Here is a 14163-nt window from a genome sequence, read left to right as displayed (position 1 = left end):
CTTTTTTGTGGACCGTCTGTCGGGCTAACCGAACCACCCGCCGGGGGGGGGGGGGTTAAGGGCGGCGGTAACGGCCTTTCACCCGCCCCGCGCCGGGTTTTCTTCCGCCCGTAAACAAAAAGATGCCTGGCCCACAAACCGCCTCTGACCTGCACTGACACCGACGATGACGGGGTTTGTGGTGAGCTTGTGAGCGGCGGCGGGACCCGGGCCGGTTAGGCTCAGAGGGTTTCAAGACGCCATAAGACGTCCATCCAGACGAAGGAGCCCCTTGTGCCGTCCATCGACGTCGTCGTAGCCCGCGAGATCCTCGACTCGCGGGGCAATCCCACGGTCGAGGTCGAGGTTGGCCTCGACGACAGCAGTACCGGCCGCGCCGCCGTGCCCTCGGGCGCCTCCACCGGAGCCTTCGAGGCGCTGGAGCTGCGCGACGGAGACGCCGGCCGCTACCAGGGCAAGGGCGTGGAGAAGGCCGTGCTGGCCGTCATCGAGCAGATCGGCCCCGAGCTGGTCGGCTACGACGCCACCGAGCAGCGCCTCATCGACCAGGCGATGTTCGACCTCGACGCCACCGCCGACAAGTCCTCGCTCGGCGCCAACGCCATCCTCGGTGTGTCGCTGGCCGTGGCCCACGCCGCGTCCGAGTCCCGCGACCTGCCGCTCTTCCGCTACCTGGGCGGCCCCAACGCGCACCTGCTGCCGGTGCCGATGATGAACATCCTCAACGGCGGCTCCCACGCGGACTCCAATGTCGACATCCAGGAGTTCATGATCGCCCCCATCGGCGCCGAGTCCTTCTCGGAGGCCGTGCGCTGGGGCGCCGAGACGTACCACACCCTCAAGTCCGTCCTCAAGGAGCGCGGCCTGTCCACCGGCCTCGGCGACGAGGGCGGCTTCGCGCCGAACCTGGAGTCCAACCGCGAGGCCCTCGACCTCATCATCGAGGCCATCCAGAAGGCCGGCTACACCCCCGGCCAGGACATCGCGCTCGCCCTGGACGTGGCCGCCACCGAGTTCTACAGCGACGGCGTCTACACCTTCGAGGGCAAGACCCGCACCGCCGAGGAGATGACCGCGTACTACGCCGAGCTGGTCGAGGCGTACCCGCTGGTCTCCATCGAGGACCCGCTGAACGAGGAGGACTGGGAGGGCTGGCACACCCTCACCACCCAGCTCGGCGACAAGGTGCAGATCGTCGGCGACGACCTGTTCGTCACCAACCCCGAGCGGCTCCAGCGCGGCATCGACTCCGGCACCGCCAACGCGCTGCTGGTGAAGGTCAACCAGATCGGCTCCCTCACCGAGACCCTGGACGCCGTCGAGCTGGCCCAGCGCAACGGCTACCGCTGCATGATGTCGCACCGCTCCGGCGAGACCGAGGACGTCACCATCGCCGACCTGGCCGTCGCCACCAACTGCGGCCAGATCAAGACCGGCGCCCCCGCCCGCTCCGAGCGCGTCGCCAAGTACAACCAGCTCATGCGGATCGAGGAGATCCTGGACGACGCGGCCGTCTACGCGGGCCGCAGCGCCTTCCCGCGCTTCCAGGGCTGACCACCGTCCGCCGCTGCCGCCGTCCCCGCCACCCGTCCCGTACGGTGGCGGGGACAGCTGTGTGCACCAACGGCGAGACGGGGAGGCTGATGTGGCGGCGGACCGGGACCGGTTCTCCACCGCGACGCGGATCAGGGCGCTGGGCGAGCAGGCCGCCGCCCGGGTCTACCGGGCGCAGAACCGGCGGCTGCGCCGCCCCGTGCGCCGCAGCCGGCTCACCGGCCGGGCCGCGCTCCTCGCGATGGTCATCGGCACGCTGATCGTGGCCCTGGCCTACCCGCTGCGCGAGTACGTCTCACAGCGCTCGGAGATCGGCGACGAACGGCGCAAGGCCGAGGAGGCCGGGGAGCGGGTGGAGGAACTGCGGGACGAGAAGGCCCGCTGGCAGGACCCGGCGTACGTGGAGCAGCAGGCGCGCCGTCACCTCCACTACGTACGCCCCGGGGAGACCGGCTACATCCTGCCGGACCCGCCGGGCGGCACGGAGGGCGCCGAGGACGATCCGCTGCACACCCGCGGTGCCCCCGCCAACCGCCCTTGGTACGACAATCTGTGGGACGGCATCGACAAGGCCGACCGAGCGGCACCCCTGACGCGATGAGAGCGATGAACAACGAGAACCAGAGCGACATGGCCACGGCCCCGGACGGAGCCACGGACGCGGACACCGCGGCGGTGGCGGCCCAGCTGGGCCGCGTCCCGCGCGGCCTGCGCGGGGTCGCGCACCGCTGCCCGTGCGGCAACCCCGACGTGGTGGAGACCGCGCCCCGGCTGGAGGACGGCAGCCCGTTCCCGACCACGTACTACCTGACCTGCCCGCGCGCGGCCTCCGCGATCGGCACCCTGGAGGCCAACGGGGTGATGAAGGAGATGACCGCCCGGCTGGCCACCGACCCCGACCTGGCCGCCGCGTACCGCGCCGCGCACGAGGACTACCTCGCGCGCCGGGACGCCATCGAGGTGCTCGCGGGCTTCCCCAGCGCCGGCGGCATGCCGGACCGGGTGAAGTGCCTGCACGTCCTGGTGGCGCACTCGCTGGCGGCGGGCCCCGGGGTCAACCCGCTGGGCGACGAGGCACTCGAAATGCTTCCCGAATGGTGGCGGAAGGGACCGTGCGTGACGGCGGAGGAGACGGACCGGTGAGAGCGGCGGCGATCGACTGCGGTACCAACTCCATCCGGCTGCTGATCGCGGACGCCGATCCGGCCACCGGCGCGCTGAAGGACCTGGACCGCCGGATGGAGATCGTCCGGCTCGGCCAGGGCGTGGACCGCACCGGCCGGCTGGCGCCCGAGGCCCTGGACCGCACCCTGGAGGCCTGCCGCCGCTACGCGGGGGCGATCGAGGCGCACGGGGTGACCCCGGACCGGATCCGGTTCGCGGCCACCTCGGCGACCCGGGACGCCGAGAACCGGGCCGACTTCGTCGCCGGGATCCGGGCGATCCTGGGCACCGAGCCCGAGGTGATCACCGGCTCGGAGGAGGCGGCGCTGTCCTTCACCGGCGCCACCCGCGAGCTGACCGGGGCGGGCACCGCCCTGGTGGTGGACATCGGCGGCGGCTCCACCGAATTCGTACGCGGGAACCGCGAGGTAAGCGCGGCCCGCAGTGTGAACATCGGCTGCGTCCGGCTGACCGAGCGGCACGCCCTCGCCGACCCGCCGACGGCCGGGCAGATCGCGGCCATGACGGCGGACATCGACGCGGCGCTGGACGAGGCCGGCCGGTCCGTGCCGCTCGCCGGGGCCGACACGCTGGTGGGGCTGGCCGGCTCGGTCACCACGGTGGCCGGGATCGCCTTGGAACTGCCCGCGTACGACCCGGCGGCGATCCACCACTCCCGGATCCCGGTGGCCACCGTACGGGCCGTCTCCGACCGGCTGCTGGCCGCCTCGCACGCCGAACGCGCGGCGATCCCGGTGATGCACCCCGGCCGTACCGACGTGATCGGCGCGGGCGCGCTGATCCTGGCCCGGATCATGGAGCGCAGCGGCGCCGCCGAGGTGGTCGTCTCGGAGCACGACATCCTCGACGGCCTGCTGTGGAGCGTGGTGGAACGGGCGTCCTGACGGGCGTCGCGAGGGCCGTCCTCAGCGCCCGACGGCGCAGGAGGCCAGCGCGATGAGCGGCGCCCCGATCACCATCAGGCAGCCGACGCCCACCAGCAGGCGCTCAACGGGTCCGGCAACCTTGCGCGGCTCGGCGGGCCGCCGGGAGGAGAGCTGGGGCACGGCGTACGGTCCTTCCGGTGATCGGCGGGATTTCACCGTAGGGGCAGTACGGGAATGCCGGGGCGGCGAAGAACTTCGTGAAGTTTTTCACATGGGCGCGCCGCGGTGAACGGCCAAGGACGGCCGAATCATGATCCACCGGATCCCCCGGCCCCCGGCGCACCACCCGGCGCTCCGGGGGCTGGGGGACAACCCCGCAGGTCGTGGGGGTAAGGGGCCGAAAGGGGCGCGTAGTGTATCAGACGGGTCGCAGAACCTTGTGAAGGGCCTCACGAGGTCCCCCCTCGGGGTGGGTGGATACTCGATGGCATGAGCACCACGGAGCGTCCCCGAATCCTCGTCGTGGGTGGCGGGTACGTCGGTCTGTACGCCGCCCGCCGCATCCTGAAGAAGATGCGTTACGGCGAGGCGACTGTCACCGTCGTCGACCCGCGCTCGTACATGACGTACCAGCCCTTCCTTCCCGAGGCTGCCGCCGGCAGTATCTCCCCGCGGCACGTGGTGGTGCCGCTCCGTCGCGTTCTGCCCAAGGCCGAGGTGCTGACCGGCCGGGTCACCTCCATCGACCAGGACCGCAAGGTCGCCTCGGTGGCACCGATCGTCGGCACCCCCTACGAACTTCCCTTCGACTACCTGGTGGTCGCGCTCGGCGCGGTCTCCCGCACCTTCCCGATCCCCGGCCTGGCCGAGCAGGGCATCGGCATGAAGGGCGTGGAAGAGGCCATCGGGCTGCGCAACCACGTGCTGGAGCAGCTCGACAAGGCCGACTCCACCACCGACGAGGAGGTCCGCCGCAAGGCGCTGACCTTCGTCTTCGTGGGCGGCGGCTTCGCCGGCGCGGAGACCATCGGCGAGGTCGAGGACATGGCGCGCGACGCCACCAAGTACTACGCCTCCATCAAGCGCGAGGACATGCGCTTCGTCCTGGTGGACGTGGCCGACAAGATCCTCCCCGAGGTCGGGCCCAAGCTCGGCGAGTGGGGCCTGGAGCACCTCAAGAAGCGCGGCGTCGAGGTCCACCTCAAGACCTCCGTCAACTCCTGCGTGGACGGCCACGTCGAACTGTCCAACGGTGTGGTCGCCGACTCCAACACCATCGTGTGGACCGCCGGCGTCAAGCCCAACCCGGCGCTCGCCCGCTACGGCATCGCCCTCGGCCCGCGCGGCCACGTGGACGTCGACGCCACCCTCCAGGTGCGCGGCACCGACTACATCTGGGCCGCCGGCGACAACGCCCAGGTCCCCGACCTGGTCCTGCGCGCCCAGGGCGTCGAGAACGCCTGGTGCCCGCCGAACGCCCAGCACGCGCTGCGCCAGGCCAAGGTGCTCGGCGACAACGTGATCTCCGGCATGCGCGGCTTCCCGCAGGGCGAGTACAAGCACGCCTCCAAGGGCGCGGTGGCCGGCCTCGGCCTGCACAAGGGCGTCGCGGCGCTCAAGTTCGGCAAGTTCACGCTGCGCTTCAAGGGCCGCATCGGCTGGTACCTGCACCGCGGCTACCACGGCATGGCGGTCCCCACCTGGAACCGCAAGATCCGCGTCTTCGCCGACTGGACGCTGGGCATGTTCCTCAAGCGCGAGGTGGTCTCCCTCGGCGCGGTGGAGAACCCCCGCGAGGAGTTCTACGAGGCCGCGGCCCCGGTGACGGCGGCGGCGGAAGCGAAGAAGGCCGAAAAGCCGAAGGCGACGGCGAGCTGACACCACAGCACGGAGCAGGGCCCCACCGCACGGTGGGGCCCTGCTCCGTTCCGCGCTCACCAGTCGGTGACCCACTCCCGCACGTCCCCGTTGACCTGATGGTTGCTCGGGTCGTGCCTTCGTGACACCGTCAGCTCCCCGCCCCGGGCCCCGACGACGACGCTGAAACCGGCGCCCCGCAGTTCCATCTCGTACAGCCCGCCGGGCTGCCGCTCCCTGCGCACCAGGGCCACCGGCGCCCCGTTCGCCGGGATCGGCAGTTCCAGGGGCCGCAGGGCGTACTCCTCGGGCGGCCAGAAGTAGTCCGGCAGGCCCTGCGCGGGCGCGTCCGTGATGACCAGCGACCAGTCGGTCCAGACGGTGAGGACCACGGCACCGCCCTCCCGGAACACCACCCGCACACCGCACGGCGTCCCCTCGCGATCCTCGACGACCGCCACCGCGGTGACGACGGTCACGGCCGGAACCAGTCCTCGACGATGCTCCGGGAGAACGGATCGACCGCCGGTTCGTCCGGGGTGAGCAGGGTGACCGCCCAGTGCCCGCCCACGCCCGCCCCGGGAGGGGCGGCGTGCCGGCGGAAGAAGAGCGCGAACGGGCCCTCTCCCGACGCGTCGAGGCCGTACCCGTTCTCCTCCCAGAACGCGTTCATCGCGTCGTCACGGCAGAACGTCACGCACTCCGGATACGGATCCTCCGGCGTCTCGGGAAGCTCCCAGCCGCGGAGCATCTCCCGGTCGAACCGCTCCTCGTCGAGCAGCAGCCCCGGCCACCGGTCGAGCTGCCGGCCGATGAAGACCCGCACCCGCCGGGGAAAGTCGTCCCCGGCCACGAACACGGTCTGCGCCCCCGTCGGCTCCATCAGCACCCCTCCCCTCACCGGGGCATCCGCCGGCCCTCGCCGCCGCCCCCCGGACGGTCCTTTCACCTTGTACCCCGGGGAGGCAGGTCCGCGTGGCCGATTTCGGCGACCGCCTCCGTGACCGAGGCCGGATCGGCGAGGTAGGGAGGGAGTTCCGGGTGGACACCACACAAGGTGACATGCGCGGTGAGAGGCGCCTCATCGGTGTCGGCCCGGGAGACCGACACATAGGCGAGGACCGCGAAGCCCTGCTCCCTCGCCCGGGCGAGGGCCGCGTACGCGAAGGCGAACGCCCGGCGCACCAAGGGCTGCCGCCGACGCGCGTCGTCCATGGGCAGATCCCAGTCGACCACGCCCCGGCCGTTCACGGCGGCCTCCAGCGCGACGACATCGTGGAAGGCGTGGAGGTTCCCCGAATACTGCTCCAGGAGCCCGCACAACAGAAGCGCGCCCTCGTCGGTCTTCGTCCAGCCCTCCTCGACCACCTGCTGATGCGCCGCGGAGATGTCACCGCCGTCGAGCGTCCCGAGGTCGATATCCGTCAGGATCCGCCGCATCGGGTCATTGGTCCTCATATCTGTTGTCCCCGAGATCGCGCGGTCCTTACCCGGCGCGCTGCGTTCAGCACACCGGGCGCTTCTCCAGACGCCGCCCGCCGCCTGCTGGGCCCGGTCGACCAGGCCACCGACCGTACCCGGGATCCTTCCGGCGCGCCGCCCCCACCCCTGGCGGAATCCCCGGGGCATCCGGGGGGTTCCATGCCATGGTGAGCGGGATTGTCCCCCTCATGTGACGGAGGTGTGTCCGCATGGCCGTTGCCCCTCGACTCGTCGCTCTCGCCGAGCAGATGCTCGGTGCCGCCGTTCCGGTACGGATCCGGGCCTGGGACGGCAGCGAGGCCGGCCCGCCGGGCGGTGAGGGCGGGCCCGTCGTGGTGGTGCGCAGCCGGCGGGCGCTGCGGCGGCTGCTGTACAAGCCGGGCGAGATCGGCCTGGCCCGCGCCTGGGTGGCCGGGGAGATCGATGTCGAGGGCGATCTGTACGAGGTGCTCGGCGCGCTCGCCCCGCTCATCTGGGAGCGGGCCGACGAAGGGCTCGCCGCCCCGTCCGGGCGGCGCCGGCTGGCCGCCGTACGGGAGTTCGCCGCGCTGGCCGGGCCCGGGCTGCCGCCGCCCCCGCCCCGCGAGGAGGTGCGGCAGCGGCGCGGCGGCCCGCTGCACTCGCTGCGCCGCGACCGGCGCGCCATCTCCCACCACTACGACGTAGGCAACGACTTCTACCGGCTGGTGCTCGGCCCCTCCATGGTCTATTCGTGTGCCGTGTGGGACGACAAGACGGCGTCCCTGGAGGAGGCGCAGACCGCCAAGCTGGATCTGATCTGCCGCAAGCTGGATCTGCGCGAGGGCCAGCGGCTGCTGGACGTGGGATGCGGCTGGGGCTCGCTCGTCCTGCACGCCGCCCGGCACTACGGGGTGCGCGCCACCGGCATCACGCTGTCCGGGGAGCAGGCGGCGCTGGCCCGCCGGCGGATCGCCGAGGAGGGCCTGGAGGAGCGGGTGGAGATCCGGGTCCAGGACTACCGGGAGACCGGGGACGGGCCGTACGACGCGATCTCCTCGGTGGGGATGGCCGAGCACGTGGGCGCGGACCGCTACCGCGAGTACGCGGCCCGGCTGTACGGCCTGCTGCGCCCCGGCGGGCGGCTGCTGAACCATCAGATCGCGCGCCGCCCGGCACCCGGCGGGGAACGGGGCGAGAAGGCGTACCACGTGGACGCCTTCATCGACGCCTACGTCTTCCCGGACGGCGAGCTGGCCCCGGTGGGCCGCACCGTGTCGCTGCTGGAGGAGGCCGGGTTCGAGGTACGGGACGTGGAGGCGCTGCGCGAGCACTACGCCCTGACGCTGCGCGAGTGGGTGCGGAACCTGGAGGAACACCGGACCGAGGCGGCCGGGCTGACCACCCCGGGACGGGCCCGGGTGTGGCGCCTCTACATGGCCGCCTCGGCGCTGGCGTTCGAACGGGCGCGCATCGGCGTGAATCAGATTCTCGCCGTCCGGATGACCCCCCAGGGTTCCTCCGGACTGCCGCTGCGCACCCGCGACTGGATCACTCCGATTTGATCGCCATCAGCATGTTGAGCTTGGCGGCGCGCCTGGCCGGCCACAGGGCGGCCAGGACGCCGACCAGCGCGGCGAGGGCGAGGAAGAGGGCCAGCCGGTCCCAGGGCAGGACCAGTTCGTAGGTGTCCATGCCGGTGCGGATCATCTCGCCGACCGCCCAGCCGAAGAACACCCCGAGGCCGATCCCGAGCACCCCGCCGAACAGGGCGATCACCACCGACTCCAGGCGGACCATCCGCTTGATGGAGCGCCGGTCGAGGCCGATGGCGCGCAGCATGCCGATCTCCTGCTGCCGTTCGAAGACGGACATGGCCAGGGTGTTGATGACGCCCAGGATGGCGACGACGACGGCCATGGCGAGCAGCCCGTACAGGATGTTCAGCATCATGGTGAAGATGAACGCGATGTCCTCGGAGATGTCCTGCTGGTCCTGGACGAGGATGGCCGGGTTGTTGCCCAGGGCTTCCTCCAGGGCCGACTTCTCCGCGTCCGACACGCCGCCGGTGGTGCTCAGCATCACCTGGAGGTCCTGCACGCGCTGCATGTGCGGGGCGAGGGTCTCGTTGTCGAGGAGGATGCCGCTGATCATCTCGTTGGCCTGGTAGATGCCCGAGATCGTCAGCTCGCCGGTGGCGCCGTCCGCGTAGGTCAGGCCGATGGTGTCGCCGAGCGCCCAGCCGTTCTCCTCGGCGGTGGCGGTGTCCACGACCGCGTTGCCGTCGGCGAGGCCGGCGAAGGAGCCCTCGTCGAAGGGCAGGTTGAGCAGGTCGGTGATGGAGTCGCCGTCGACGCCGAGCAGGTACTCGTCCCGGGTGGTGCCTTCCAGGTAGGCGGGGGAGGTGCGCAGTGCGGAGAGCGCGGTGATGTCGGAGCGCGCGGAGAGGGTTTCGGCGATCTCCGGGTCCAGCGGGGCGAAGTTGGCGGTGGAGACCACGTAGTCGGCGGTGATCGCGTCGGCGGCCATCTTGTCGATGGCCTTCTGCACGCTGCCCGCGATGACCGTCATGCCGGTGATCAGGGTGAGCCCGATCATCAGGGCGGAGGCGGTGGCGGCGGTACGGCGCGGGTTGCGCACCGCGTTCAGCCGGGCCAGCTTGCCGGAGATGCCGCCGAGCCGCAGCAGCGGGGCGGCGGCGGCGATGACCGGGCGGGACAGCAGCGGGGTCAGCACGAACACGCCGACGACCAGCACGGCCGCGCCCATGCCCATGGTGGCGCCGTCGTCGTCCTGGTTGATGCCGGCCACGACCAGGACACCGCCGATGGCGGCGAGGATCGAGCCGATGGTGTTGCGCACCAGCAGGCCGCGGGTGGTAGCGGCGGCGTGCACGCTGCTCATCGCGGCGACCGGCGGGATCTTGGCGGCGCGGCGGGCGGGCAGGTAGGCGGCCAGCATGGTCACCCCGACGCCGACGATCAGGGAGGCGATGACGGCGGTGGGGGTGATCAGGAGCGGGCCGTCCGGGACGGTCAGGTCGACGGCGTTCATCAGTCCGCGCAGCCCGGCGGCGATGCCGACGCCGATGAGCAGGCCGGAGACGGCGGCGATCAGGCCGACCAGCAGGGCCTCGATCAGCACGGAGCGGGTGACCTGGCGGCGGCTGGCGCCGACCGCGCGCAGCAGGGCGAGTTCCTTGGTGCGCTGGGCGACCAGCATGGTGAAGGTGTTGGCGATGATGAAGACGCCGACGAACAGCGCGATGCCGGCGAAGGCGAGCAGCCCGGTGCGCATGGCGCTCATCTGGCTGTTGATCATCTCGGCCTGGTCGTCGGCCAGCTGCTGGCCGGTGATGGCCTCGGCGTCGGTGGGCAGCAGTGCGGTGATCGCGTCCTTGAGCTGCTGCTGGGAGGTGCCCTCGGCGGCTTCGACGGTGATCTGGTTGTAGGCGCCGGGCGCGGTGTACAGGCTCTGCGCGGTGGCGTTGTCGAACAGGACGAGGGTGCCGCCGGCCGCCACGTTGCCGTCGTCGGTGGTGAAGACGCCGGTGACGGTCTCCTCACGGACCGGGCCGTTGACGGAGAGCCGTACGGTGTCGCCGACGGCGTAGCCGGTGCGCTCGGCGGTGCGCGCGTCCAGGGCGATCTCGCCGGTGCGCTCGGGGGCGCGGCCCTCGGACATCGGGTAGCGGGGGTCGTCGCCGCTGCCGTCCTGGCCGGGGAAGTAGTTGGCGCCGCGGGAGTCGAAGCCGCCGCCGACGAGCTTGCCGTCCTTGCCGGCCAGCGCGGCGAAGCCGGACGCCTCGCCTATCGCGCTGTCGGTGCCGGGCAGCGCGGCGACCTGGTCCAGCAGGTCCTGGCCGAGGTCGGCGGCGGCGCCGGGCCCGGCGGCCTCGGCGTCGTTGTCGGGCCGGATGGCCACGTCGACGTGGGTGAGGCCCTCTTCGGCGCTCTTCTGGTAGGCGGAGGAGATGGTCGAGGTGAAGACGAGGGTGCCGGAGACGAAGGCCACGCCGAGCAGTACGGCGAGGGTCGTCATCAGCAGCCTGGCCTTGTGCGCGAGCACATTGCGCAGGGCGGTACGGAGCATGGAGCGGTCCCGGAAGGTGTGGGTGAGGTCTGCGGAAGGGAGGCGGCGCGGCGGTCGTACGGCGGTACGGCGGCCGTCAGCTGGTACGGCCCTTGGCGTCGTACTGCTTCATGTGCTCCAGCACCCGCTCGGCGGTGGGGTCGGCCATGTCGTCGACGATGCGGCCGTCGGCGAGGAAGACGACGCGGTCCGCGTACGAGGCGGCCACCGGGTCGTGGGTCACCATCACCACCGTCTGGCCCAGTTCGCGCACCGAGTTCCGCAGGAAGCCCAGCACCTCGGCGCCGGAGCGCGAGTCGAGGTTTCCGGTGGGCTCGTCACCGAAGATGATGTCCGGCTTGCTCGCGAGCGCGCGGGCCACGGCGACGCGCTGCTGCTGACCGCCGGAGAGCTGCGCGGGGCGGTGCTTGAGCCGGCCGGAGAGTCCGACGGTCTCGATGACGCGGTCCAGCCACTCCGGGTCGGGCTTGCGGCCGGCGATGTCCATGGGGAGCCGGATGTTCTCCAGGGCGTTCAGGGTCGGCAGCAGGTTGAACGCCTGGAAGATGAAGCCGATCCGGTCGCGCCGCAGCTGGGTGAGCTTCTTGTCCTTGAGGCCGGTCAGCTCGGTGTCGCCGATGCGGGCCGACCCGGCGGAGATGGAGTCCAGGCCCGCCATGCAGTGCATCAGGGTGGACTTGCCGGATCCGGAGGGCCCCATGATGGCGGTGAACTCGGCGGCCCGGAATTCCACCGAGACGTGGTCGAGGGCGACCACCTTGGTCTCGCCCTCGCCGTAGATCTTGGTGAGATCCGTGGCCCGGGCCGCGGCGGAGCCGGTCGGGGTGGTCGGGGTCTCGGTGGCGATGGTGGACACGGTGGACTCCTGTCGGACGGGACGGTCTGATCGGGAGGCCGGACGGCACCGACAGCGCGTGCACGACATCCCACGCCCTATCCTTCCGGCCGCGCGCCCCCGGGGGATCCGTCCCGCCGGTGGTTGTGGGGCCTTCTTGAGGGGGACGGCCGGGCCCCGGCCGTCATCCCTGGGTATGACGTCACCCCTGGTGCTCCCGAGGGTTGATTTGCGTCATTCCTCGGGGGCGGGCGGGGTGCGGAGGGGCCGGTAAGGAGCGGGTCGGGAGCTGATGACCCATCAGGGCCTCATAAAATCAGACAACAACGGTGACAGGCACCGGTGTTCGCCCGTCGTCACCCCGATAAGCTCGTACGCACCCTGTTGCGCGCACGCGCTTGGTACGGCTTGGGGATTCTGTGCCCGGATGGTGGAATGCAGACACGGTGAGCTTAAAACTCGCTGGCCTTCGGGCCGTGCCGGTTCGAGTCCGGCTCCGGGCACTCCACAGCATAAGCGGCTGACCTGCGGAAACGTCAGGTTCCAGCCCGGTTTTCGCGCCTCCTGGGAACCCCGTGGGGGCACTTTCCGAGCCCGTGGGAACACCGCGGGAACACGGGCCGGGGCGGCCGCAGAACGTACGGGGAAACACCCTCCCGCCGCGCGGCACGGCGCTGCCCCGGCGGGCGCGTCACCCCGGGCGGCGAACGCCCCGTCCCCCTCTTCCCTCTGCGCATTGATGTCCGATCGCCGGCGTCTCCGTCCGGCCGTGGGCGGCAGGTCATCCGCCGCCCGGCGTCGCCGCGTCGCGATGTTCACTTGCCCGATGGGAAAGTCACCGGTAGCTTTCCTGGTGGGAAAGTGGGGCGGCCCCCGCTCCGCTGCCCGCACCGTTCCGTACCAGCACGACCACCACGGGAGGGCGACGGCCGTGAGCACACCGGTGGACGCCGAACAGGCCTGGACCGATCTCCAGCGCATCAGAGTGACGCAGGAACGCGTGTACGACGAAGTGGAACGGGGCGCGTCCGGCGGCGCCGGCTCCGCCTACCTCACGGCCGCCCTCATGTGGCTCTTCCTGGCCGGGCAGGGACTGGAACCGCCGCTGTGGGCGACCCTGCTCGCCCTCGTCGTCTACGTCGCGCTGCTCGGCGCGCTCGGCGTCTCCGCGCAGCGCAGGAGCCGGATGCGGCTCCACCACTCCCGCTACGACCGGCGGTCGCTGGTCACGCTCCTCGGCGGGGCGGCGGTGACCTGCGCGGCGGTCGTGTTCTCCGGCCGGCTGGCCGAGCCGCTGGCACCGCTGACGGCCGGACTGATCCAGGCCACCGTCTCGGCGGGCGTGTTCCTGCTGTTCCTGGGACCGGCCACCCGCTGGTCCGTGGGCGCCCTGCGCACCCGCGGCGCCCGCCGCGCGGACCGCGAGGAGGCGGCACGATGAGCACCCCCACCGGCTTCGACGAACTGATCCACCCCGCCACCCGGCTGTCGGTGGTGGCGCTCCTCGCCTCCACCGAGTGGGCCGACTTCGGCTTCGTCCGCGACAGCCTCTCGCTCAGCGACTCCGCGCTCTCCAAGCAACTGCACACCCTGGAGGGCGCCGGATACCTGGACCTCCGCAAGGAGGGCACCGGCCGGAAGCGGCGCACGCGGGTCCGGCTCAGCGAGCGGGGCCGCACCGCGTTCGACGGGCATGTGGCGGCCCTGCGCGCCATCGTCGAGGGCGCCGCACCGGCGGCCGGGACGGACGACACGCACGCGGCCGGGGCGGGGGCCGCGGCGGCGGCCGGAGCGGAGGCGGTCCGGTGAACGGTGTGACCAGCGGCCCCGGCGCCGCGCCTCCCGTCGTCCGGGCCCGCGACCTGACCATGGCGTACGGCGGCACCACCGTCCTGCACGGCGTCGACCTGGACATCCACCGCGGCGAGATCTTCGCCCTGCTCGGCCCCAACGGCGCGGGCAAGACCACCACCGTGGAGATCCTGGAGGGCTTCCGCCGCCGCTCCGGCGGCGAGGTCGCCGTCCTGGGTACCGACCCGGCGCACGGCGACGACACCTGGCGGGGCCGCATCGGCCTGGTCCTCCAGTCCTGGCGCGACCACCGCCGCTGGCGGGTCGCCGAACTGCTGCACCACTTCGCCACGTACTACCCCGACCCGCGCGACCCGGCCGAACTGCTCGCCGTCGTCGGCCTCACCGGCCAGGCCGACCGGCTGGTGGAACGGCTCTCCGGCGGCCAGCGGCGGCGGCGCCTCCTTGCCCACGCGCTAGGCCGGCGCCCCCAAAACCACAAACCACACCTACCCAACCCCCGCAAACACCCGCACGCCCGGC

The 14163-nt window shown here is 71.9% G+C and carries 15 protein-coding genes and 1 tRNA gene; 10 read left to right on the top strand and 6 right to left on the bottom strand.

Going from position 1 to position 14163, the window contains the following annotated elements; genetic code table 11:
- Nucleotides 1-273 precede the first annotated feature (273 nt).
- The 4 genes from eno to ACFV5N_RS05880 all read left to right on the top strand — a co-directional run bounded on the left by eno (nt 274) and on the right by ACFV5N_RS05880 (nt 3623).
- Complete coding sequence (eno, locus tag ACFV5N_RS05895; protein ID WP_385594589.1) at nt 274-1554, top strand: phosphopyruvate hydratase; 1281 nt, start codon at nt 274-276, stop codon at nt 1552-1554.
- A gap of 91 nt (nt 1555-1645) precedes the next feature.
- Nucleotides 1646-2155: a septum formation initiator family protein gene (locus ACFV5N_RS05890; protein WP_385594586.1), complete on the top strand. Its 510-nt coding sequence runs from the start codon at nt 1646-1648 to the stop codon at nt 2153-2155.
- A 5-nt stretch (nt 2156-2160) separates the two neighbouring features.
- The gene (locus ACFV5N_RS05885) at nt 2161-2697 is read left to right on the top strand and encodes a DUF501 domain-containing protein (RefSeq protein ID WP_385594583.1); all 537 of its coding nucleotides are present in this window, start codon (nt 2161-2163) and stop codon (nt 2695-2697) included.
- A complete protein-coding gene (locus ACFV5N_RS05880) occupies nt 2649-3623 on the top strand; it encodes an exopolyphosphatase (RefSeq protein ID WP_385594580.1) in 975 nt (324 codons plus the stop codon). Before ACFV5N_RS05885 ends, ACFV5N_RS05880 begins: the two co-directional genes overlap by 49 nt.
- Before the next feature lie 21 nt (nt 3624-3644).
- Here the strand turns inward: ACFV5N_RS05880 and ACFV5N_RS05875 are convergent, their stop codons facing one another.
- Nucleotides 3645-3785 (bottom strand): hypothetical protein, encoded by a 141-nt coding sequence (locus ACFV5N_RS05875; protein ID WP_385594578.1) that lies wholly within the window; start codon nt 3783-3785, stop codon nt 3645-3647.
- A gap of 309 nt (nt 3786-4094) precedes the next feature.
- Between ACFV5N_RS05875 and ACFV5N_RS05870 the strand changes: the two genes are divergently transcribed.
- A complete protein-coding gene (locus tag ACFV5N_RS05870) occupies nt 4095-5483 on the top strand; it encodes an NAD(P)/FAD-dependent oxidoreductase (RefSeq protein WP_385594575.1) in 1389 nt (462 codons plus the stop codon).
- Between the two features lie 56 nt (nt 5484-5539).
- Here the strand turns inward: ACFV5N_RS05870 and ACFV5N_RS05865 are convergent, their stop codons facing one another.
- The 3 genes from ACFV5N_RS05865 to ACFV5N_RS05855 all read right to left on the bottom strand — a co-directional run bounded on the left by ACFV5N_RS05865 (nt 5540) and on the right by ACFV5N_RS05855 (nt 6920).
- A complete protein-coding gene (locus ACFV5N_RS05865; RefSeq protein WP_385594572.1) occupies nt 5540-5941 on the bottom strand; it encodes a hypothetical protein in 402 nt (133 codons plus the stop codon).
- Nucleotides 5938-6345, bottom strand: a complete 408-nt coding sequence (locus ACFV5N_RS05860; RefSeq protein WP_385594570.1) for a hypothetical protein — start codon at nt 6343-6345, stop codon at nt 5938-5940. The genes ACFV5N_RS05865 and ACFV5N_RS05860 overlap by 4 nt, the downstream gene beginning before the upstream one ends.
- Before the next feature lie 62 nt (nt 6346-6407).
- Nucleotides 6408-6920 carry a hypothetical protein gene (locus ACFV5N_RS05855; protein WP_385594567.1) on the bottom strand — a complete coding sequence of 171 codons (513 nt, stop codon included), beginning with the start codon at nt 6918-6920 and terminating at the stop codon, nt 6408-6410.
- A gap of 233 nt (nt 6921-7153) precedes the next feature.
- Here ACFV5N_RS05855 and ACFV5N_RS05850 point away from each other — a divergent pair, with 233 nt between their 5' ends.
- A complete protein-coding gene (locus tag ACFV5N_RS05850; protein ID WP_385594564.1) occupies nt 7154-8467 on the top strand; it encodes a class I SAM-dependent methyltransferase in 1314 nt (437 codons plus the stop codon).
- On the opposite strand, the gene ACFV5N_RS05845 is transcribed toward ACFV5N_RS05850, so the two are convergent.
- Nucleotides 8454-10994 (bottom strand): ABC transporter permease, encoded by a 2541-nt coding sequence (locus tag ACFV5N_RS05845; protein WP_385594561.1) that lies wholly within the window; start codon nt 10992-10994, stop codon nt 8454-8456. The two genes, ACFV5N_RS05850 and ACFV5N_RS05845, sit on opposite strands and share 14 nt — an antisense overlap.
- 76 nt (nt 10995-11070) lie before the next feature.
- Complete coding sequence (locus ACFV5N_RS05840; protein WP_026047705.1) at nt 11071-11841, bottom strand: ABC transporter ATP-binding protein; 771 nt, start codon at nt 11839-11841, stop codon at nt 11071-11073.
- A 409-nt stretch (nt 11842-12250) separates the two neighbouring features.
- On the opposite strand from ACFV5N_RS05840, the gene ACFV5N_RS05835 reads away from it, so the two are divergent.
- The 4 genes from ACFV5N_RS05835 to ACFV5N_RS05820 form a co-directional block, all read left to right on the top strand.
- Nucleotides 12251-12332: transfer RNA gene (locus ACFV5N_RS05835), tRNA-Leu, on the top strand.
- A gap of 428 nt (nt 12333-12760) precedes the next feature.
- Nucleotides 12761-13270: a hypothetical protein gene (locus tag ACFV5N_RS05830; protein ID WP_385594559.1), complete on the top strand. Its 510-nt coding sequence runs from the start codon at nt 12761-12763 to the stop codon at nt 13268-13270.
- Nucleotides 13267-13638: a transcriptional regulator gene (locus tag ACFV5N_RS05825; RefSeq protein WP_385594556.1), complete on the top strand. Its 372-nt coding sequence runs from the start codon at nt 13267-13269 to the stop codon at nt 13636-13638. Before ACFV5N_RS05830 ends, ACFV5N_RS05825 begins: the two co-directional genes overlap by 4 nt.
- Nucleotides 13639-13697: 59 nt before the next feature.
- Nucleotides 13698-14163, top strand: a 466-nt coding sequence (locus ACFV5N_RS05820) for an ATP-binding cassette domain-containing protein (RefSeq protein ID WP_385594619.1), incomplete at its 3' end; no start/stop codon positions are given.

Source organism: Streptomyces sp. NPDC059853, from assembly GCF_042731495.1.
Taxonomy (GTDB): domain Bacteria; phylum Actinomycetota; class Actinomycetes; order Streptomycetales; family Streptomycetaceae; genus Streptomyces.
The sequence above is the reverse complement of the archived record's forward strand: the minus strand, read 5'-3'. Positions and strand labels throughout refer to the sequence as shown.

What these genes read in the sequence shown, in the direction of transcription:
- ACFV5N_RS05885 (WP_385594583.1), top strand. Translation starts at nt 2,161, where the DNA reads ATGAACAACGAGAACCAGAGCGACATGGCCACGGCCCCGGACGGAGCC.
- ACFV5N_RS05880 (WP_385594580.1), top strand. Translation starts at nt 2,649, where the DNA reads ATGGTGGCGGAAGGGACCGTGCGTGACGGCGGAGGAGACGGACCGGTG.
- ACFV5N_RS05870 (WP_385594575.1), top strand. Translation starts at nt 4,095, where the DNA reads ATGAGCACCACGGAGCGTCCCCGAATCCTCGTCGTGGGTGGCGGGTAC.
- ACFV5N_RS05860 (WP_385594570.1), bottom strand. Translation starts at nt 6,345, where the DNA reads ATGGAGCCGACGGGGGCGCAGACCGTGTTCGTGGCCGGGGACGACTTT.
- ACFV5N_RS05855 (WP_385594567.1), bottom strand. Translation starts at nt 6,920, where the DNA reads ATGAGGACCAATGACCCGATGCGGCGGATCCTGACGGATATCGACCTC.
- ACFV5N_RS05850 (WP_385594564.1), top strand. Translation starts at nt 7,154, where the DNA reads ATGGCCGTTGCCCCTCGACTCGTCGCTCTCGCCGAGCAGATGCTCGGT.
- ACFV5N_RS05845 (WP_385594561.1), bottom strand. Translation starts at nt 10,994, where the DNA reads ATGCTCCGTACCGCCCTGCGCAATGTGCTCGCGCACAAGGCCAGGCTG.
- ACFV5N_RS05825 (WP_385594556.1), top strand. Translation starts at nt 13,267, where the DNA reads ATGAGCACCCCCACCGGCTTCGACGAACTGATCCACCCCGCCACCCGG.